The organism is Bradyrhizobium yuanmingense (genome assembly GCF_900094575.1).
Lineage (GTDB): Bacteria > Pseudomonadota > Alphaproteobacteria > Rhizobiales > Xanthobacteraceae > Bradyrhizobium > Bradyrhizobium yuanmingense.
This window is the reverse complement of record NZ_FMAE01000002.1, coordinates 271,920-289,173: the sequence shown is the minus strand read 5'-3', so window position 1 is coordinate 289,173 and position 17,254 is coordinate 271,920. Positions and strand designations below refer to the sequence as shown.

Here is a 17,254-nt window from a genome sequence, read left to right as displayed (position 1 = left end):
TGGAAGGCTCGGACACAACCACATCCGCCTGCGTTGGGTGGGATATCGATAATATAGAAAATCGCCTAGCGCTCCGCAAGCCGAAGCGCTGAGCGAATCGTCGCGCAGTTTGCCTAGAACGGCTTCACGATCACCATGATAACGATGAAAATCATCAGGACGGTCGGCACCTCGTTGATAATCCGATAGAATTTCTGGCTTCGCGGGCGACGATCGGCGGCGAAATCCTTGACCCAGCGTGAAAAATAGCCGTGGACCGCCGAGAGCACGAGGACCAGTGCCAGTTTGACGTGCAGCCAGCCGAACGAGAACCAATGGCCGGACCAGGCGAGATAGAGCCCGGCGAGCCAGGTGACCATCATCGCGGGGTTGATGATCGCCTTGAGCAGCCGGCGTTCCATCACCTTGAACGTCTCCGACTGCTTCGAGCCGATTTCGGCCTCGCAGTGATAGACGAACAGCCGCGGCAGGTAGAGCATGCCGGCCATCCAGGAGATGACGGCGATCACGTGCAGCGCCTTGATCCAGAGATAGACGTCTTCGAACATTTTCGGGGGTCCGGCTTGCTGCCCAGCGCGGGGAACGCTGGGGATAGTAAGAACCCGTTAAGGTCTTACCCCGCACACATATCCCTCTGTAGCGCCTTCCTCAAATCTAGAATCTTAGATTCTTAAGGTTTGAGTCTATGTGACCGTGGATTGGACTCACGCAATTCCGTCCGCGCGTTCACGCGCGCTTGTTCACATCCATCCACATATTCCGGACAGCCTTTGTCGACTTCCGATAAGTCAGCCGGCTTCAAAGGCTTGCGCGATTGTATCGGCAGCTTATCAAGGGACTTGTCCGCGCAATCCCGCTTCCCTCTCGGCGGAGCGTCGGATTTGTCCTGACCGGCAGCGGTGTGAAGAAAATCACGCCTTGTCCCGCCCCTGGTGTCGCACATCCCTTTCCGAGAGGTTAAGCTCCACAGAAATCCACAAACCACCCCAACGAAATTCAAAGGGTTTTTGTGCCGACCTCGAACAATTATTTCCATCTCCACCTGGTCTCGGACTCCACGGGTGAGACGCTCATCACCGTGGCGCGCGCAGTCGCGGCCCAATACGCAAACGTGACGCCGGTCGAGCACGTCTATCCGCTGGTGCGCAGCCAGAAGCAGCTCGACCGCGTGCTTGATGAGATCGAGGAAGCGCCAGGGATCGTGCTGTTCACGCTGCTCGAGAAGGATCTGGTCGCCAGACTCGAGGATAAGTGCAAGCAGATCAATGTTCCGAGCCTGTCGATCATCGGACCGGTGATGCAGCTGTTCGAGGCCTATCTGGGAGCAGCGACCACCGGCCGTGTCGGCGCCCAGCACGTGCTCAACGCGGAATATTTCAAGCGCATCGATGCCTTGAACTACACGATGATCCATGACGACGGTCAGCATGTCGAAGGTCTCGACGAGGCCGACGTGGTACTGGTCGGGGTGTCCCGGACATCGAAGACGCCGACATCGATCTATCTCGCCAATCGCGGCATTCGCACCGCCAACGTGCCGCTGGTGCCGGGCATTCCGGTGCCCCCGCAGTTGGAGACGCTGACGCGGCCGCTGGTGGTCAGCCTGCACGCGACGCCGGAACGCCTGATTCAGATCCGGCAGAACCGCCTGCTGTCCATGGGCGCCGAGTCCAGCAGCGGTAGCGATACCTACACCGACAAGCAGTCGGTCACGGAGGAGGTCGCGTTCGCGCGCAAGCTGAGCGCCAAGCATGACTGGCCGCTGCTGGACGTCACGCGCCGCTCCATCGAGGAAACCGCGGCGGCGATCATGAAGCTGTATAGCGATCGTCAGCGCAACCGGCCGTCCGAGTAAGTGTCGCCGATGAGTCTGTGGCGCGGCAAAAGTCCGTTGATCCTGGCCTCGCAAAGCAGCGCGCGCAAAATGCTGCTGGCCAATGCCGGGCTCGAATTCGAAGCCGTCACCGCTGATATCGACGAGCGTGGCATCCAGGCCGCGTCAAAGCTCTCCAACCCGCGCGAGATCGCCCTGCTGTTGGCCCGCGAAAAGGCCAAGGCTGTTTCTGCCTGCTATCCCGGACATTATGTGATCGGCGCCGACCAGACGCTGGCGCTCGGGAGCCGTCTCTTCAATAAGCCGGCAGGCCGCACCCAGGCGCTGGCGCAATTGCGCGATCTCGCCGGTCAGACGCACGAGCTGAATTCCGCCGTCGCCGTGGCGCAGGATGGCAGGATTCTCTTCGAGGACGTTTCCGTGGCGCGCATGACCATGCGGGGAATGAGCGAAGCCGATCTTTCGGCCTATCTCGACGCCGCGGGCGACGCTGTGACCAGAAGCGTCGGCGCCTATCAGCTCGAGGGCCTCGGCATCCATCTGTTCGAGCGCATCGAGGGCGACCATTTCACCATTCTCGGCCTGCCGCTGCTGCCGCTGCTTGCGTATCTGCGCAGCGAGCAGCTAATTGCGGTGTAGATGCGAGAGAAGGCTGGGTGCTGATGCGAATTCTCGGACTGACCGGCTCGATCGGGATGGGCAAATCCACCACCGCGACATTGTTCGCGGAGGCCGGCGTCCCCGTCTACGACGCCGATGCCGCCGTGCATCAGCTCTATGAGGGCGAGGCCGCTCCCGCGATCGAGGCCGCCTTCCCCGGCACCACCGCGAATGGCAAGGTCGACCGGCAAAAGCTGTCGGCGCGTGTCGTGCACGATCCCGCCGCGATCAAGCAGCTCGAGCAGATCGTTCATCCCATGCTCGGCGCGTCCCGGCAGAAATTCTTTGCCGACGCCGAGGCCGCCAAGGCGCCGGTCGTGGTGCTGGACATCCCGCTGCTGTTCGAGACCGGCGGCGAGAAGCGGGTCGATGCCGTGGTCGTGGTCTCGACCTCGCCCGAGCTGCAGCGCCAGCGGGTGCTGGCGCGCGGCACGATGGACGAGGCCAAGCTCGATGCCATCATCGCCAAGCAGATGCCGGATGCCGAGAAGCGCAAGCGGGCCGATTTCGTGGTGGATACCTCACACGGACTTGACCCCGTGCGGGCCCAAATCGCGCACATCCTGGCCGAGGTCGTTAAGATGCCGCAGCGGCGGACCTGATTCGCCGCCTCACACGGCTTCCAAGAGACATGCGCGAAATCGTCCTCGACACCGAAACCACCGGCCTCGATCCGCTGCGCGGCGATCGGTTGGTCGAGATCGGCTGCGTCGAGATCTTCAACCGCATGCCGACCGGACAGACGTATCACGTCTACATCAACCCCGAGCGGGACATGCCGGCGGAAGCGTTCGCGGTACACGGATTGTCGTCCGAATTCCTGGCGACCAAGCCGTTGTTTCACGAGGTCGCCGACGACTTTCTGGCGTTCATCGGCGACGCCCCGCTGGTGATCCACAACGCCTCGTTCGACATCGGCTTCATCAACGCCGAGCTCGACCGCATCAAGCGCGCCGCGATCCCGCGCGAGCGCCTGGTCGATACGCTGCTGCTGGCGCGTCGCAAGCATCCCGGCGTGTCCAACCGGCTCGACGATCTCTGCTCGCGCTATTCGATCGACAATTCACACCGTACCAAGCACGGCGCGCTGCTGGACGCCGAGCTGCTCGCCGAGGTCTATGTCGATCTGGTCGGAGCGCGGCAGTCGCAGCTGCTGCTGGCCTCGGACGCCGAGGAGATCAGGGTCAATAGCGCCGGCGACGCGCCGCGGCGGCAACGCCCGGTGCCGCTCGCGCCGCGGATTTCCGAAGCCGAGCGCGAGGCTCATCGGGCCTTCATCGCAACGCTCGGCGACAAGGCGATCTGGAACGAGTACCTGCCCGCTCCAGTCGCGCTGGCGGCGGCTCAGGCCTGACCGGCCTGTCCGCCCTGAGCGGCCATTTGCCGCTCCATGTTCTGGCGGTAGAGACCGACGAAGTCGACCGGATCCAGCATCAGCGGCGGGAACCCGCCATCGCGCACCGCCGTCGCAATAATCTCGCGTGCGAACGGGAACAGCAGGCGCGGGCACTCGATCATGACCAGCGGGTGCAGGTTCTCCTTGGGCACGTTGACGATCCGGAACACGCCGGCATAGGCGAGCTCGAACGAGAACATCACTTTACCGGCGGTCTCGGCCTTGCCCTCGACCGACAACGTCACCTCGAATTCCTGTTCACTGAGATTGTTGGCGTTGACGTTGATCTGGATGTTGATCTGCGGCGGCTGGCTCTGTGGCTGCAGCGAGCTCGGCGCGTTGGGATTTTCGAACGAGAGGTCCTTGGTGTATTGCGCCAGCACGTTGAGCTGGGGAGCCTGGGCCGCCTCGGGAGGGGTACCGTTACCGTTGGTCATGAAAGTGTCTCCTTACCCGATTGGGGCTGAATTTCGCGGCGGTTGGCTAACATAGGGCCGGCTCGTTCCACAAGGACGAACGGTCCCGGACCGGGAATTCGGGCCGCAATCGCGGCTTTGACGTTCCTCCTGCCTTTTCCGCGAAATTTCGCCTTAAACGATTGAAGATGCGCCATTTCCAGGCAGGATCGGGTTTCCCCTTAAGCATAAAACGCGCTACACTTGGCGCTGTGCCAAAAGGCGCCATTGGCCGGGCCAGATTTCGTGCCTACATCCCACGGACCTGACGTGGACCCAAAATGGTGATGTAGACTTGCCGTTTCCGTAAGGAACGGTCTACTGGCCGGATTGATTTTCCCGGCAACGAGCCCTGCAAAGACCAGAAAGCGAATACGACGTGGACATCTACACCATCATATTCCTGGCGCTGGCCGTCTTCATCTTCTTGCGGCTGCGTAGCGTGCTGGGGCAGCGCACCGGCAACGAGCGGCCGCCGTTCGATCGCACCGCCGCCCGCAACGCGCTCGGAGGCGCCCAGGACAACAACGTCGTGACCATGCCGGGGAAGGTGATCGACCAGGCCCCGCTGGCGCCGACGGCCGAGCCGACCGCGCCGTCCGATCGCTGGAAGGGGCTGACCGAGCCGGGCACGCCGCTGGCGCAGGGTCTCGATGCCATCGTCGAGAAGGATTCCAGCTTCGACCCGCGCCATTTCCTCTCGGGCGCGCGCGGCGCCTACGAGATGATCGTGCTGGCTTTTGCCAATGGCGACCGCCGCGCGCTGCGCGATCTGTTGTCGTCGGACGTCTATGAAAGCTTCGACGCTGCAATCAAGGAACGCGAGAAGAACGAGCAGAAGACCGAGACGCGCTTCGTGTCGATCGACAAGGCCGAGCTCGTCGGCGCCGAGTTGCGCGATCGCAGTGCGCAGCTCACCGTGCGCTTCGTCTCGCAGATGATCTCGGCCACCCGCGACAAGGCCGGCAACATCGTCGACGGCAGCGCCGACACCGTCGCCGATATCACCGATATCTGGACTTTCGCCCGCGACACCTCCTCTCGCGATCCGAACTGGAAGCTGGTTGGCACCGGAAGCGCGAATTAATATCTTCCTGAAGAACGGCGCGACGGCGCTTTGCGCAGCTGCCGTCGCGCTGTCGTCGTTTTCGCTCGGCGCCGAGGCGGCGCGGCGTCACCATCGCAGCCACCACCACCATCTGCCGCGAACGCCTGCCGCTCCGCCACGAGCCTTGCCCTATCCGCAGCTCACCCTGCCCTTCGAAATTCCCGGCGCGCAATATCTGCCGCTGGCCTGGGCGGACGTGAAGGGGTGGGGCGACGACAATCATCTCGCCGCGTACAAGACCTTTCGCGCCAGCTGCAAGCCGATCAATGCGCAGAACGGCGAAGCCAAGGCCGAGCCCAAAGCTTTGGGCACATCGCTGGGTGAGCCCTGCCGTGTCGCCAAGACGCTGGATCTCGCCGACGACGGCAAAGCGAAGACCTTCTTCGAGGAGAATTTCACGCCGCTGCGGATCTCGCGGCTCGGCGAGCCCGAAGGCTTCGTCACCGGCTATTACGAGCCGGTGCTGGAGGGATCGCGAACGCAGACCGACGTCTACAACGTGCCGGTCTATCGCCGTCCCTCGAATCTATTCGTGCGCGGCTACAAGCAGGATGCGCTCAGCCTGCCCAACAAGGGCCCGGTCTATCGCAAGATCGGCCGCCGCAAGCTGGTGCCCTATTACGACCGCGGCGAGATCGAGGACGGCAAGATCGCCGGCCGGGGGCTCGAGATCGCCTGGCTGAAGGATCCGACCGATCTGTTGTTCGCGCAGATCCAGGGCTCGGCCCGCATCAAGTTCGACGACGGCAGCTCGGTTCGACTCAATTACGACGCCTATAACGGCTATCCCTACACGGCGGTCGGTCGCATCCTGATCGAGCGCGGCATCATCCCGAGAGAGGAGATGTCGATGCAGAAGATCAGGGAGTGGATGGCGCAGAACCCCGACGGCGCCAAGGAGCTGCGCCGCGCGAACCGCGCCTACATCTTCTTCCGCGAGGTCAACCTCTCCGACAAGGAGGAGGCAGTCGGCGCGCAAGGCATTCCCTTGACCGCGGGGCGCTCCATCGCCGTCGACAAATCGCTGCATGTCTACGGCACGCCGTTCTTCATCGAGGGCGAGCTTCCGATCGAGTCAGAACGCGCCAAGACGCCGTTCCGCCGGCTGATGATCGCGCAGGACACCGGCTCTGCCATCATCGGGCCCGCACGGGCTGATCTGTTTTTCGGCGCCGGCGCGGATGCCGGCCGTGTCTCCGGCCGGCTGCGCCACCCCATGCAATTCGTGATGCTGGTGCCGAAGAGCCTCGATCCGGCCCCGCGCGCCGCGAAGCTGCCGATCCCGGACCCAAGGCCCGCCGAGAAGATCGCAAAGCTGTTTCCGCAGACCGATCCGGCAAAGACCGGCACGCCCGTCGCCGCGGCGGCGCAAGGCAAGACCGAAACAGTCGCCGTCGCCGGCCCGGTTCCGCTGCCGGTGCCGCGTCCCGCGATCGAGCCTGCCCCTGAGCCGCGCCGTCCGGCAAAGAATCGTCCTCATCGCCCGCAATGAAACGGCCGTCCCGTCCGCCCGTGCTGGAGCCTCGCCCCTCGCCGCGCCGTCGCGCGCTGAGCGAGGAGGAGCGCGAGCTGTGGGATCTCGTCGCAAAGCATGTCAAGCCGCTGCGGAAGCATCGCGCGGCCAAGGCGCATGCTACCCCGCGCGCCGAATCTTCGCCCGGGTCCCAGGTGACGAGGACTTCGCCACCGTCAAGGCCGGTTGCCGCTGCACCGGCGCCGCGCGCTGCAAAGCCGTCGATTCCGCCGCTAGCGCCGCTCGGCAAGCGCGAGCGAACCAAGCTGTCGCGCGGCCGCAGCGAGATCGAGGCACGGCTCGATCTGCACGGCATGACCCAGATGCGCGCCCATCGCGCGCTGGCCGGCTTCCTGCACCGCGCCCATCAGGACGGCCTCACCTTCGTGCTCGTCATCACCGGCAAGGGACGCAGTGGCGGCGAAAGCGGCGTGCTCCGCCGCCAAGTGCCGGAATGGCTCAGCCTGCCGGAATTCCGCGCCTTCGTGGTCGGCTTCGAGGAAGCCGCGATCGGCCACGGCGGCGAGGGGGCGCTGTATGTGCGGATCAGGCGGGCGAGAGGGTAATGGCACTACATCTCTCCCACAAAGCTTGCGGGAGAGGGAGCGCACCTCCGATGCCGCCTAAGCAGAGCGCTAAAACGGCCGGATGATTCCGACGCGCGGGATCAGCGTGAGGATCAAACCGAAGATATTTGTCTTCCGATCCTCCGCCGGGATCAGCGCTGTCTCCCGTGCGGCCGGAAGCATCTTCACCGCGTGAAGGATCAGGAACATGCAGACCGCCCAGTTCGAGATCCAGCGTGAATAGTCGAACACCATCGCGAACATCACGAGATAGGCGACACTGATGCCGACCAGTGCTGCGATGACGAGCCGCTTGTGCAGATCGCTGGCGAGCGCGCCGATCAGGCTGGCAAAGAAGCGCCACAGCGGCGCGTGCAGCCAGATCAGAGCTGCGAACACGGGCACGCCGAGGATGTTGTGCGGCAGGCGGCCCCAGGTGTCGGCAACCTCCTTCGCCAGCGGCTGGTACCAGATGTAGGCGAATTGCAAGAGGTCGATGCGCGCAGGATCGGCCATCCGGCTTTTGAGATAGGCGACGAAGTCCGCTTCGGGGACCGGCATCGTTCCCAGAAACTGCGCGGCGAAGAACAGCGCGGAGACAATGGCGAGAGCGACCCCGCCGAAGACAACATTGCTGCGGTCACAACCGTAAGCAAGGTAATGCCGGATCACGACGATGGTGATGATCGTCGGCACGTACATCAAGAGATGAATGTGATGGATCAGCACGAGAACGATCGAGAACAGCGCAGCCGTCGCCACGAAGACCAGCGAGCCCGCCGGCATCAGCAGCAGGATGATCGCCAGCGCGCAGCCATAGATGTCGAAATGGCCGAGCGTGTGCATGAAGTTCTTGAGGAAGAACGGCGAGCCCGCGGTGAAGACGAACAGCGGCAGCGTTCTCGCGGAAAAACCGAACGTCTTCTGGAACAGCCTGGCATAGAGGCCCAGCGTTGCCAGCCACGTCGCCCCGCCGAGCGCGAACACTGGCCATACCGGCACCTTGTCGGTGAACAGCGCGACGATTGCCCCGATCAGCGCGCGCTTGATGAAGCCGAAATGATAGTCGACCAGGAGATGGATGTAGGGGACGTAAGGCGGCAGCTGGATCTTGTGAATGAGCACGCCGACGATGACCGCCGCGTTGATCGCGAGCAGGAGCCGCCAGGGATTTTGCAGGATGCGTACGGTCACGCCGCATCAATAGCGTGACCGCTCCGAATCACAAAATGAAGCGGCTCAGATCCGCATTCTTGGCGAGGTCGCCGATGTGCTTTTGCACGTAATCCGCATCGAGCCGGACGGTCTCGCCGTTGCGGTCGGGGGCGGTGAAGGAGATCTCGTCCAGCACCCGCTCCATCACCGTCTGCAGCCGCCGGGCGCCGATGTTCTCGACCGTTGAGTTGACGGCAACCGCAATGTCGGCCAGCGCATCGATGGCGCTGTCGGTGATGTCGAGTGTCACGCCTTCGGTCTGCATCAGGGCCACATATTGCTTGATCAGCGAGGCCTCGGGCTCGGTCAGGATGCGGCGCATGTCGTCGCGGGTCAGCGCCTGCAATTCGACCCGGATCGGCAGGCGGCCCTGCAATTCCGGCAAGAGGTCCGACGGCTTGGCGACATGGAAGGCGCCGGAGGCGATGAAGAGGATGTGATCGGTCTTGACCGCGCCGTGCTTGGTCGAGACCGTGGTGCCCTCGATCAGCGGCAGGAGATCGCGCTGGACGCCCTCGCGCGAGACGTCGCCGCCGACGCGGCCGTCGCGGGCGCAGATCTTGTCGATCTCGTCGAGGAACACGATGCCGTTGTTCTCGACCGCGCTGATCGCCTCCAGCGTCAGCTGCTCGGTGTCCAAGAGCTTGTCGGATTCCTCGTTGACGAGGATCTCGTGCGAGCTCTCTACCGTCAGCCGGCGCGTCTTGCTGCGGCCGCCGAGCTTGCCGAAGATGTCGCCGAGCGAGATCGCGCCCATCTGAGCGCCCGGCATGCCCGGGATCTCGAACATCGGCATGCCGCCGCCCGACGACTGCGTCTCGATCTCGATTTCCTTGTCGTTCAGTTCGCCGGCGCGCAGTTTCTTGCGGAAGGATTCCCGTGTCGCCGAGCTCGCATTGGCGCCGACCAGCGCATCCAGCACGCGCTCCTCGGCGGCAAGCTGGGCGCGCGCCTGCACGTCCTTGCGCTTTCGCTCGCGCACCTGCGCGATTGCGACCTCGACGAGATCGCGGATGATCTGCTCGACGTCGCGGCCGACATAGCCGACCTCGGTGAACTTGGTCGCTTCGACCTTCAGGAACGGCGCATTCGCGAGCTTGGCGAGCCGCCGCGCGATTTCCGTCTTGCCGACGCCGGTGGGGCCGATCATCAGGATGTTCTTCGGCAGCACCTCCTCGCGCAAGGAGCCGGTGAGCTGCTGCCGGCGCCAGCGGTTGCGCAGCGCGATCGATACGGCGCGCTTGGCGTCGCCCTGGCCGACGATGAAACGGTCGAGTTCGGAAACGATTTCGCGGGGGGAGAAGTCTGTCATGTCTGATTAGCTAGGGCGGGAGACGGCCAAGGACAAGCCGCATTTTGGCTCAGATGATCGGCGGGCCGGATTGCCATTGCTTCACGGCCTCGATCGGATGGATCAGCATCAGGATATTGAGCGTCAGATTGTCGCGAATGTGGAGCGCCAGCACGATCTCGAAGGCGATGCCCAGCAGCACGGTCGTGGTGACAGGCAGCGCGCGTGCGGCCAGGAACCCCAAGATCATGGCCAGATTGTCCGAGACCGAATTGAGGATGCTGTCGCCGTAATAATCCAGCGAGATCGTGCCGGCGCGGTAGCGCTCGATGATGAAGGGCGAGTTCTCGACGATCTCCCAGGCGCCTTCGATCAGGATGGCGATGATCAGCCGTGCGGGCCAGGAGAGAGACAGCAAGGGAAACCGCGCGAACAGCAGCCAGGTCAGGCCGTAGAACAGGAAGCCGTGCAGGACGTGTGAGAACGTGTACCAGTCTGCAATCTGCTGAGAATTCTCCGAGCTGTTCACCACGCCGTGCCACAGCTTGATGGTGCCGCAGGCGCAGATCGGCACCCGCCCCATCGCCAGCAGGATCGCGGCCTGCAGCGCCAGCAGCAACAGCGCGATGCCGGCCCAGGCGAGCGGCGGGAATGTGGTCTTGGCGGCGGGGCTTGCGGCGAGCGTCATGGGTCTCGGATCATCAGGAGTGCGGGACCATCGGGCGTGACGATCTCGTGCTGCGGCACGAAGCCAGCTTTCTCATAGGCACGAATCGCGCGCGCATTGGAAGGACTCGGGTCTATCACGATGCGCGGCACACCGCGCGCGAAGAGCTGGTCGATGAAGGCGCGGATGAAAGCGGAGCCGTGGCCGCATCCGAGCATGTCGGCCTCGCCGATGAACTGATCGAGGCCGCGAGTGCCCACGGGCTGCGGGCCGAAGCTGATATGCCAATCGCCGAGCCGGTAGCACTGCAGGTAGGCGGAAGGCCGGCCGTCAAGGCTGACGATGAACTGCGCCAGGTCAGGATGATCGAGGTCGCCGCCGACGAATTCAAGCGTCTCCGGATCATGCCACCATTCGGCAACATGCGGTGCGGCGAGCCAGCGCCGGATCAGCGGCATGTCGGCCGCGGTCATGGGACGGAAGGCGTAGCTTTGCGTCATCTAGCGTCCACAGCGGTGCTGCTCTCCCTCTCCCGCTTGCGGGAGAGGGTTGGGGAGAGGGTGTTTCCGCAATGGGACAATCCCCCAGAGGGAAGAGCCCCCACCCGGCGCTTCGCGCCGACCTCCCCCGCAAGCGGGAGAGGTTGCACCGACCGTGCGGAGAGGCACTCGGACAAATGACCCCTCCGCCCTACCCCGTAGCCAGGCTCTCGATCGTCAGATTCCGGTTGGTGTAGACGCAGATGTCCGCGGCGATGTCCAGGGAGCGGCGGACGATGGTCTCGGCGTCCTTGTCGGTGTCGAGCAGGGCCCGGGCCGCCGCCAGCGCGTAATTGCCGCCGGAGCCGATCGCCATCACGCCGGCCTCGGGTTCGAGCACGTCGCCGGTGCCTGTCAGCACGAGGGAGACGTCCCTGTCAGCCACGATCATCATGGCCTCCAGCCGCCGAAGATAGCGGTCGGTGCGCCAGTCCTTGGCGAGCTCCACCGCCGCCCGGGTCAGCTGCCCCGGATATTGCTCGAGCTTGGATTCGAGCCGCTCGAACAGCGTGAAGGCGTCAGCCGTGGCGCCGGCAAAGCCGCCGATGACGTCGCCCTTGCCGAGCTTGCGGACCTTCTTGGCATTGGACTTGATCACGGTCTGGCCGATCGAGACCTGGCCGTCGCCGCCGACCACCACCTTGCCGCCCTTGCGGACCGTTAGAATCGTGGTGCCGTGCCAGCCCGGCGAGCTGTTCTGGGAGTCCTGCATGAATACCTCACTGTCCGGCCTGATTTAGGCGGTCGAGACCAAGGGCACAACGGGCCGTTCCGGGCCGAATTTCGCTCACCATAGGCAGAAGTAGAGGTCCGGCCGGCCGTTCCCGCAGTAGCGAAGGTGTCATTTGGCTGTTAAGAGACTGGCGTTTTCGGCTCCCTAGCTAGGATGAAAGCCAGCTTTCAATGCGCACCGCGACGATCAAGCGCAAGACCAAGGAAACCGACATCGAGGTCTCCGTGAACCTCGATGGCACCGGCGTGGCCAATATCGCGACCGGCATCGGCTTTTTCGACCATATGCTCGATCTTCTCGCCCGCCATTCCCGCATCGACCTCACGGTCAAGGCGGTGGGCGACCTGCACATTGATTATCACCATACCACCGAAGACACCGGCATTGCGCTTGGCCAGGCGGTCAAGCAGGCACTCGGCAACATGGCGGGTATCACCCGCTATGCCGGCGTGCACATGCCCATGGACGAGACGCTGACGCGCGTGGTGATCGACATCTCGGGCCGCCCGTTCCTGGTGTTCAAGGCCGACTTCCCCCGGCACAAGATCGGCGAGTTCGACACCGAGCTGGTGCGCGAGTGGTTCCAGGCTTTTGCCATCAACGCCGGCGTGACTCTCCACGTCGAGACCCTATATGGCGATAACAGCCATCATATCGCCGAGTCCTGCTTCAAGGGTCTGGCGCGGGCGCTCCGCGCGGCCGTGGCGATCGATCCGAAGGCGGCGGGCGAGATCCCCTCCACCAAGGGCTCGCTCGGCGGCTGACATCTTCCGTCTTGCGGCGAAGGCTGCTGGCGGCATCACTGATTTTCGAGAACGGGGCATCACCCATGCCTGTCTACACAGTTCACGCTCCCTCACCCGCAGGAGCCGATCCGCGCGCGTCCGACAAGTTCGTGTTCGTGCGCGACGGCTTCCATTTCTGGGCGATGATCTTCGGTCCGTTCTGGCTGCTGTGGAATCGGCTGTGGCTGGCGCTGATCGGCTATCTGATCTTCCTGGTTGCGTTCAACGCGGGGCTGTCGAGTCTCGGCGTCGGGCGCTCCTCTATCTTTTTCGCCGATTGCATCGTCGCGCTGCTGATGGGCCTCGAAGCCTCGAGCCTGCGCCGCTGGACCTTGTCGCGCGGCAAGTGGCGGCAGCTCGACATCGTCGTCGCCGACGACAGCGATACTGCGGAGCGCCGCTTCTTCGAGCGCTGGAGCCAGAAGCAGAACGGTAGCGCTGGCGATCAATGGGCCGTCGACCGCGGCGGCCCGCCGCCGACCCGCAATGTGCCGGGTCAGCCATTCTCGAACCCGCCGCCGATTCCGGCCGGCGGCATCATTGGGTTGTTTCCAGAACCGGGAGGGTCAAGATGAGCGTCGCCATCATCGATTACGGTTCCGGCAACCTGCATTCCGCCGCGAAAGCCTTCGAGCGCGCCGCGCGCAGCCTGGAGAGCCCGCAAAAGGTCTTTGTTACCAGCGATCCGGACCAGGCTTACGAGGCCGATCGCCTGGTGCTGCCGGGTGTCGGTGCCTTCGCCGATTGCCGGCGCGGGCTGGACGCCGTCAACGGCATGGTCGAGGCCATCACCGAAGCGGTGCGCGTCAAGGCGCGGCCGTTCTTCGGCATCTGCGTCGGCATGCAGCTGATGGCGAGCCGCGGCAAGGAACACGTCGTCACCGAGGGCTTGAACTGGATCGGCGGCGACGTCGAGAAGATCACGCCGCGCGATGAAAGCCTGAAGATCCCGCACATGGGCTGGAATACGCTGGACCTGCTGCAGGAGCATCCGGTGCTGAACAAGCTGCCGCTCGGTCCCAAGGGCCAGCACGCTTATTTCGTGCACTCCTACCATCTCAACGCCGCCAGCGAGGCGGACGTGCTTGCGCGCGCCGATTACGGGGGGCCCGTCACCGCGATCGTCGGCAAGGACACCGCCATCGGCACGCAATTCCACCCCGAGAAGAGCCAGCGCTTCGGGCTGGCCCTGATCTCGAATTTCTTGCGATGGAAACCGTGATTCTCTTTCCCGCGATCGACCTCAAGAACGGCCAGTGCGTGCGCCTCGAGCAAGGCGACATGGCGCGCGCGACCGTGTTCAATCTCAATCCGGCCGCACAGGCGCAGAGCTTTGCCGCGCAGGGCTTTGAATATCTCCACGTCGTCGACCTCGACGGCGCCTTCGCCGGCAAGCCTGTGAATGCTGACGCCGTCGAGGCGATGCTGAAGACGATCAAGATTCCGGTGCAGCTCGGCGGCGGCATTCGCGATCTCGCGACCGTCGAAGCCTGGCTCGACAAGGGCATCACCCGCGTCATCATCGGCACCGCCGCGGTGCGCGATCCCGAGCTGGTGAAGTCCGCCGCGAAGACATTCCCCGGCCGCGTCGCGGTCGGGCTCGACGCGCGCGACGGCAAGGTCGCGGTCGAGGGCTGGGCCGAGACGTCGCAGGTCACGGTGCTCGAGATCGCCAAGCGCTTCGAGGATGCCGGCGTTGCCGCCATCATCTTCACCGACATCGCGCGAGACGGCTTGCTCAAGGGCTTGAACTTAGAGGCGACCATCGCGCTGGCCGATGCCATTTCGATTCCCGTGATCGCCTCCGGCGGCCTCGCCTCGATCGAGGACGTGAAAGCCATGCTGCGCGCGAAGAAGCTCGCCGGCGCGATTGCCGGCCGCGCGCTCTATGACGGCCGGCTCGATCCCGCCGCCGCCCTCACCTTGATCCGCGACGCGCGCAGGAGCTGACCCCATGTTCAAGGTGCGCGTGATCCCCTGCCTCGACGTCAAGGACGGCCGCGTCGTCAAGGGCGTCAACTTCGTCGATCTCAGGGATGCCGGCGATCCCGTCGAAGCCGCCATCGCCTATGACGCCGCCGGCGCCGACGAGCTCACCTTCCTCGACATCACCGCGACCCACGAGAACCGCGGCATCATGCTGGACGTGGTCCGGCGCACGGCGGAAGCCTGCTTCATGCCTGTGACCGTCGGCGGCGGCGTGCGCGAGGTCAACGACATCAAGACGCTGCTGCGCGCCGGCGCCGACAAGGTCTCGATCAACAGCGCCGCGGTGTCGCGGCGCGAATTCGTCAAGGAAGCCGCTGAAAAATTCGGCGAGCAGTGCGTGGTGGTCGCGATCGATGCCAAGCGCGTCAAGCGTCCGGGCGGCGACCGCTGGGAGATCTTTACCCATGGCGGGCGCAACTCGACCGGCATCGACGCGATCGAATACGCGCAGGAGGTGGTTTCGCTCGGCGCCGGTGAAATCCTGCTCACCTCGATGGACCGCGACGGCACAAGGCAGGGATTCGATATTCCGCTGACCCGCGCGATCGCCGACAGCGTTCCCGTCCCCGTGATCGCCTCGGGCGGCGTCGGCAATCTCGACCATCTCGTCGACGGTATCCGCGACGGGCACGCCACCGCGGTGCTCGCGGCTTCGATCTTCCATTTCGGGGAATTCACCATTCGTGAGGCCAAGGAGCACATGGCGCGGCGTGGGCTGCCGATGCGCCTGGATGCCTGACGACTCCGGTTCGTAACGATGCTAACATTGGCGGACGGGGATGGCCGCCGTGGCCAAATCTGTTGCCAAGCTTGCTTTCAAGCGTGTTTCCGAGTGAGTCCGATGCCGCGTTTCACGATCCATGATCTGGCCGAAACCATCGACGTCCGCGCAGCGTCCGGCGGCGAAGCATCCTATACCCGCAAGCTGCTCGACAAAGGCCCCGAGCATTGCGCCAAGAAGTTCGGCGAGGAAGCAGTCGAAACCGTAATCGCTGCAGTCGAAAACGATCGCGCGCATCTGATCGCTGAAAGTGCCGACCTACTCTATCATTTCCTTGTGCTGCTGAAGGCGCGCGGCATAAAGCTGGAAGAGGTCGAGGCCGCGCTGGACAAGCGGACCTCGATGTCGGGGCTGGAAGAGAAGGCGTCGCGCAAGGGCGGCTAGGCAAGGGCGAATAGATCGCAACGGAAAGGCGGCGTCATGGATATCCGCGCACCCGAGCAGCAGTACAATCCCTACCGCGTTTATACGCGTGAGGAATGGGCGCGACTGCGCGACGATACGCCGATGACGCTCGAGCCGGGCGAGTTCGACCGGCTGCGTTCGCTGCACGATCGCCTCGACCTGCAGGAGGTCGAAGACATCTATCTGCCGCTATCGCGCCTGTTGTCGATCTACGTCGATGCCATGCAGCGGCTGTATTACGCCGAGCGCCAGTTCCTCAACATCAGGGACCGCAAGGTGCCCTACATCATCGGCGTCGCCGGCTCGGTGGCGGTCGGGAAATCCACCACGGCACGCGTGCTCCAGGCCCTCTTGGCGCGCTGGTCGCCGCGGCCGAAAGTCGAACTGATCACCACGGACGGATTTCTCTATCCCAATGCGGTGCTCGAGCGGCACGGCATCATGCAGAAGAAGGGTTTTCCGGAGAGCTACGATCTGCCGATGCTGCTCAACTTCCTCTCCGACATCAAGGCCGGCCGCCGCCACGTCCGTGCGCCGGTCTATTCGCATCTGACCTACGACATCGTGCCGAACCAATGGGCCGAGATCGACCAGCCCGACATCCTGATCGTCGAAGGCGTCAACGTGCTGCAGACCGGCAAGCTGCCGCGCGACGGCAAGGCGGTGCCGGTGGTTTCCGACTTCTTCGATTTCTCGGTCTATATCGACGCCGACGAGGCGGCGCTGCGGCAATGGTACATCAAGCGCTTCCTGGCGCTGCGCGACACCGCATTCACCAATCCAAAATCCTACTTCAACCGCTATGCTCTGTTGTCGGACGAGGAAGCCACCGCGACCGCGATCGCGATCTGGGAGCGTACCAACCTCGCCAATCTCGAGGACAACATCCTGCCGACTCGGCCCCGTGCGACGCTGATCCTCAAGAAGGGCGCCGACCACACGGTGGAGAGCGTGGCGCTCAGGCGGCTGTAATCGCCTTGGTGCCCGGGCCCTGCCCATTCGCGCAGAGTATCTTTTGATGCAGACCAACGATGGGTATTCCGCTATTCCTTGGAAAACGGCGGGGGCATACCATGGTTGATCGTCTCAGGAGCGCTGCGGAGCAGCTGGAAGCTCCGGTCTGCCCGGACTGCCATGTCGAGATGAAGTGGTTCCGCTCGGAATTGCTCACGGACGAGCCGACCCCGGTCATCGCGCATCTCTTCGTGTGCCCCCATTGCAAGCGCGCCGCGCAGGCAAATACCGTCTTCCGGGGAGGCCAGACGACGCCGGACAAGCTGTCTGCACCGCGCTTTATTGTCTCTGCTGCATGAGATT

At 64.0% G+C, this 17,254-nt stretch carries 22 protein-coding genes; 15 read left to right on the top strand and 7 right to left on the bottom strand.

Features of this window, described 5'->3' with window-relative positions:
• Positions 1-113 precede the first annotated feature (113 nt).
• Positions 114-548 (bottom strand): protoporphyrinogen oxidase HemJ, encoded by a 435-nt coding sequence (gene hemJ, locus GA0061099_RS06430; protein WP_036003118.1) that lies wholly within the window; start codon positions 546-548, stop codon positions 114-116.
• 461 nt (positions 549-1,009) lie between these two features.
• On the opposite strand from hemJ, the gene GA0061099_RS06425 reads away from it, so the two are divergent.
• Genes GA0061099_RS06425 through dnaQ form a run of 4 tightly spaced genes read left to right on the top strand, consistent with a single transcriptional unit; the run spans position 1,010 to position 3,848 of the window.
• The gene (locus GA0061099_RS06425) at positions 1,010-1,855 is read left to right on the top strand and encodes a pyruvate, water dikinase regulatory protein (protein WP_036003121.1); all 846 of its coding nucleotides are present in this window, start codon (positions 1,010-1,012) and stop codon (positions 1,853-1,855) included.
• Between the two features lie 9 nt (positions 1,856-1,864).
• Positions 1,865-2,473, top strand: a complete 609-nt coding sequence (locus tag GA0061099_RS06420; RefSeq protein WP_036024366.1) for a Maf family nucleotide pyrophosphatase — start codon at positions 1,865-1,867, stop codon at positions 2,471-2,473.
• A 23-nt stretch (positions 2,474-2,496) separates the two neighbouring features.
• Positions 2,497-3,096 (top strand): dephospho-CoA kinase, encoded by a 600-nt coding sequence (gene coaE / locus GA0061099_RS06415; RefSeq protein ID WP_036024292.1) that lies wholly within the window; start codon positions 2,497-2,499, stop codon positions 3,094-3,096.
• Positions 3,097-3,125: 29 nt separating this feature from the next.
• Complete coding sequence (dnaQ, locus tag GA0061099_RS06410; RefSeq protein ID WP_036024295.1) at positions 3,126-3,848, top strand: DNA polymerase III subunit epsilon; 723 nt, start codon at positions 3,126-3,128, stop codon at positions 3,846-3,848.
• Here dnaQ and secB read toward each other — a convergent pair.
• On the bottom strand, positions 3,839-4,327 hold the full coding sequence (gene secB / locus GA0061099_RS06405; RefSeq protein WP_036003132.1) for a protein-export chaperone SecB: 489 nt from the start codon (positions 4,325-4,327) through the stop codon (positions 3,839-3,841). The two genes, dnaQ and secB, sit on opposite strands and share 10 nt — an antisense overlap.
• 397 nt (positions 4,328-4,724) lie before the next feature.
• On the opposite strand from secB, the gene GA0061099_RS06400 reads away from it, so the two are divergent.
• The 3 genes from GA0061099_RS06400 to GA0061099_RS06390 are packed head-to-tail and all read left to right on the top strand — an operon-like array spanning position 4,725 to position 7,532.
• Positions 4,725-5,432, top strand: a complete 708-nt coding sequence (locus tag GA0061099_RS06400; protein WP_036003134.1) for a Tim44/TimA family putative adaptor protein — start codon at positions 4,725-4,727, stop codon at positions 5,430-5,432.
• Positions 5,410-6,945, top strand: coding sequence for a murein transglycosylase A (gene mltA / locus GA0061099_RS06395; protein ID WP_036024296.1), 1,536 nt, complete (start codon positions 5,410-5,412; stop codon positions 6,943-6,945). The genes GA0061099_RS06400 and mltA overlap by 23 nt, the downstream gene beginning before the upstream one ends.
• Positions 6,942-7,532, top strand: a complete 591-nt coding sequence (locus tag GA0061099_RS06390) for a Smr/MutS family protein (protein WP_036003140.1) — start codon at positions 6,942-6,944, stop codon at positions 7,530-7,532. Before mltA ends, GA0061099_RS06390 begins: the two co-directional genes overlap by 4 nt.
• Before the next feature lie 69 nt (positions 7,533-7,601).
• On the opposite strand, the gene GA0061099_RS06385 is transcribed toward GA0061099_RS06390, so the two are convergent.
• From GA0061099_RS06385 to hslV, 5 genes are all read right to left on the bottom strand, one after another.
• Entirely contained in the window at positions 7,602-8,726 is a 1,125-nt protein-coding gene (locus GA0061099_RS06385) for a hypothetical protein (RefSeq protein WP_036024299.1), read from the bottom strand.
• A gap of 28 nt (positions 8,727-8,754) precedes the next feature.
• Positions 8,755-10,059: an ATP-dependent protease ATPase subunit HslU gene (gene hslU, locus GA0061099_RS06380; RefSeq protein ID WP_036003145.1), complete on the bottom strand. Its 1,305-nt coding sequence runs from the start codon at positions 10,057-10,059 to the stop codon at positions 8,755-8,757.
• A 49-nt stretch (positions 10,060-10,108) separates the two neighbouring features.
• Positions 10,109-10,726 carry a DUF2585 domain-containing protein gene (locus GA0061099_RS06375; protein WP_036024301.1) on the bottom strand — a complete coding sequence of 206 codons (618 nt, stop codon included), beginning with the start codon at positions 10,724-10,726 and terminating at the stop codon, positions 10,109-10,111.
• A complete protein-coding gene (locus tag GA0061099_RS06370; protein WP_036024303.1) occupies positions 10,723-11,205 on the bottom strand; it encodes a GNAT family N-acetyltransferase in 483 nt (160 codons plus the stop codon). The genes GA0061099_RS06375 and GA0061099_RS06370 overlap by 4 nt, the downstream gene beginning before the upstream one ends.
• A 190-nt stretch (positions 11,206-11,395) precedes the next feature.
• A complete protein-coding gene (gene hslV / locus GA0061099_RS06365; protein WP_036003154.1) occupies positions 11,396-11,956 on the bottom strand; it encodes an ATP-dependent protease subunit HslV in 561 nt (186 codons plus the stop codon).
• A gap of 191 nt (positions 11,957-12,147) precedes the next feature.
• Between hslV and hisB the strand changes: the two genes are divergently transcribed.
• The 8 genes from hisB (at position 12,148) to GA0061099_RS06325 (ending at position 17,250) form a co-directional block, all read left to right on the top strand.
• Positions 12,148-12,741, top strand: a complete 594-nt coding sequence (gene hisB, locus GA0061099_RS06360) for an imidazoleglycerol-phosphate dehydratase HisB (RefSeq protein ID WP_036003156.1) — start codon at positions 12,148-12,150, stop codon at positions 12,739-12,741.
• A 65-nt stretch (positions 12,742-12,806) separates the two neighbouring features.
• Positions 12,807-13,337, top strand: coding sequence for a DUF2628 domain-containing protein (locus GA0061099_RS06355; RefSeq protein ID WP_036024306.1), 531 nt, complete (start codon positions 12,807-12,809; stop codon positions 13,335-13,337).
• Positions 13,334-13,984 (top strand): imidazole glycerol phosphate synthase subunit HisH, encoded by a 651-nt coding sequence (hisH, locus tag GA0061099_RS06350; protein WP_036003163.1) that lies wholly within the window; start codon positions 13,334-13,336, stop codon positions 13,982-13,984. Before GA0061099_RS06355 ends, hisH begins: the two co-directional genes overlap by 4 nt.
• On the top strand, positions 13,972-14,712 hold the full coding sequence (hisA, locus tag GA0061099_RS06345) for a 1-(5-phosphoribosyl)-5-[(5-phosphoribosylamino)methylideneamino]imidazole-4-carboxamide isomerase (RefSeq protein ID WP_193375184.1): 741 nt from the start codon (positions 13,972-13,974) through the stop codon (positions 14,710-14,712). Before hisH ends, hisA begins: the two co-directional genes overlap by 13 nt.
• Before the next feature lie 4 nt (positions 14,713-14,716).
• On the top strand, positions 14,717-15,490 hold the full coding sequence (gene hisF / locus GA0061099_RS06340) for an imidazole glycerol phosphate synthase subunit HisF (RefSeq protein WP_018646048.1): 774 nt from the start codon (positions 14,717-14,719) through the stop codon (positions 15,488-15,490).
• A 102-nt stretch (positions 15,491-15,592) separates the two neighbouring features.
• Positions 15,593-15,916, top strand: coding sequence for a phosphoribosyl-ATP diphosphatase (locus GA0061099_RS06335; protein WP_036003183.1), 324 nt, complete (start codon positions 15,593-15,595; stop codon positions 15,914-15,916).
• A gap of 36 nt (positions 15,917-15,952) precedes the next feature.
• Entirely contained in the window at positions 15,953-16,909 is a 957-nt protein-coding gene (gene coaA, locus GA0061099_RS06330) for a type I pantothenate kinase (protein WP_036003185.1), read from the top strand.
• Between the two features lie 101 nt (positions 16,910-17,010).
• Complete coding sequence (locus tag GA0061099_RS06325) at positions 17,011-17,250, top strand: hypothetical protein (RefSeq protein WP_036003274.1); 240 nt, start codon at positions 17,011-17,013, stop codon at positions 17,248-17,250.
• The last annotated feature ends 4 nt before the right edge of the window (positions 17,251-17,254 follow it).

Coding starts and splice junctions, on each gene's coding strand:
- GA0061099_RS06355 (WP_036024306.1), top strand. CDS start 12,807: ATGCCTGTCTACACAGTTCACGCTCCCTCACCCGCAGGAGCCGATCCG.
- hisB (WP_036003156.1), top strand. CDS start 12,148: ATGCGCACCGCGACGATCAAGCGCAAGACCAAGGAAACCGACATCGAG.
- coaE (WP_036024292.1), top strand. CDS start 2,497: ATGCGAATTCTCGGACTGACCGGCTCGATCGGGATGGGCAAATCCACC.
- hisA (WP_193375184.1), top strand. CDS start 13,972: ATGGAAACCGTGATTCTCTTTCCCGCGATCGACCTCAAGAACGGCCAG.
- dnaQ (WP_036024295.1), top strand. CDS start 3,126: ATGCGCGAAATCGTCCTCGACACCGAAACCACCGGCCTCGATCCGCTG.
- GA0061099_RS06420 (WP_036024366.1), top strand. CDS start 1,865: ATGAGTCTGTGGCGCGGCAAAAGTCCGTTGATCCTGGCCTCGCAAAGC.
- GA0061099_RS06370 (WP_036024303.1), bottom strand. CDS start 11,205: ATGACGCAAAGCTACGCCTTCCGTCCCATGACCGCGGCCGACATGCCG.
- GA0061099_RS06390 (WP_036003140.1), top strand. CDS start 6,942: ATGAAACGGCCGTCCCGTCCGCCCGTGCTGGAGCCTCGCCCCTCGCCG.
- hemJ (WP_036003118.1), bottom strand. CDS start 548: ATGTTCGAAGACGTCTATCTCTGGATCAAGGCGCTGCACGTGATCGCC.
- GA0061099_RS06375 (WP_036024301.1), bottom strand. CDS start 10,726: ATGACGCTCGCCGCAAGCCCCGCCGCCAAGACCACATTCCCGCCGCTC.
- coaA (WP_036003185.1), top strand. CDS start 15,953: ATGGATATCCGCGCACCCGAGCAGCAGTACAATCCCTACCGCGTTTAT.
- hisF (WP_018646048.1), top strand. CDS start 14,717: ATGTTCAAGGTGCGCGTGATCCCCTGCCTCGACGTCAAGGACGGCCGC.
- GA0061099_RS06335 (WP_036003183.1), top strand. CDS start 15,593: ATGCCGCGTTTCACGATCCATGATCTGGCCGAAACCATCGACGTCCGC.
- secB (WP_036003132.1), bottom strand. CDS start 4,327: ATGACCAACGGTAACGGTACCCCTCCCGAGGCGGCCCAGGCTCCCCAG.
- hslU (WP_036003145.1), bottom strand. CDS start 10,059: ATGACAGACTTCTCCCCCCGCGAAATCGTTTCCGAACTCGACCGTTTC.
- hisH (WP_036003163.1), top strand. CDS start 13,334: ATGAGCGTCGCCATCATCGATTACGGTTCCGGCAACCTGCATTCCGCC.
- hslV (WP_036003154.1), bottom strand. CDS start 11,956: ATGCAGGACTCCCAGAACAGCTCGCCGGGCTGGCACGGCACCACGATT.
- GA0061099_RS06325 (WP_036003274.1), top strand. CDS start 17,011: ATGGTTGATCGTCTCAGGAGCGCTGCGGAGCAGCTGGAAGCTCCGGTC.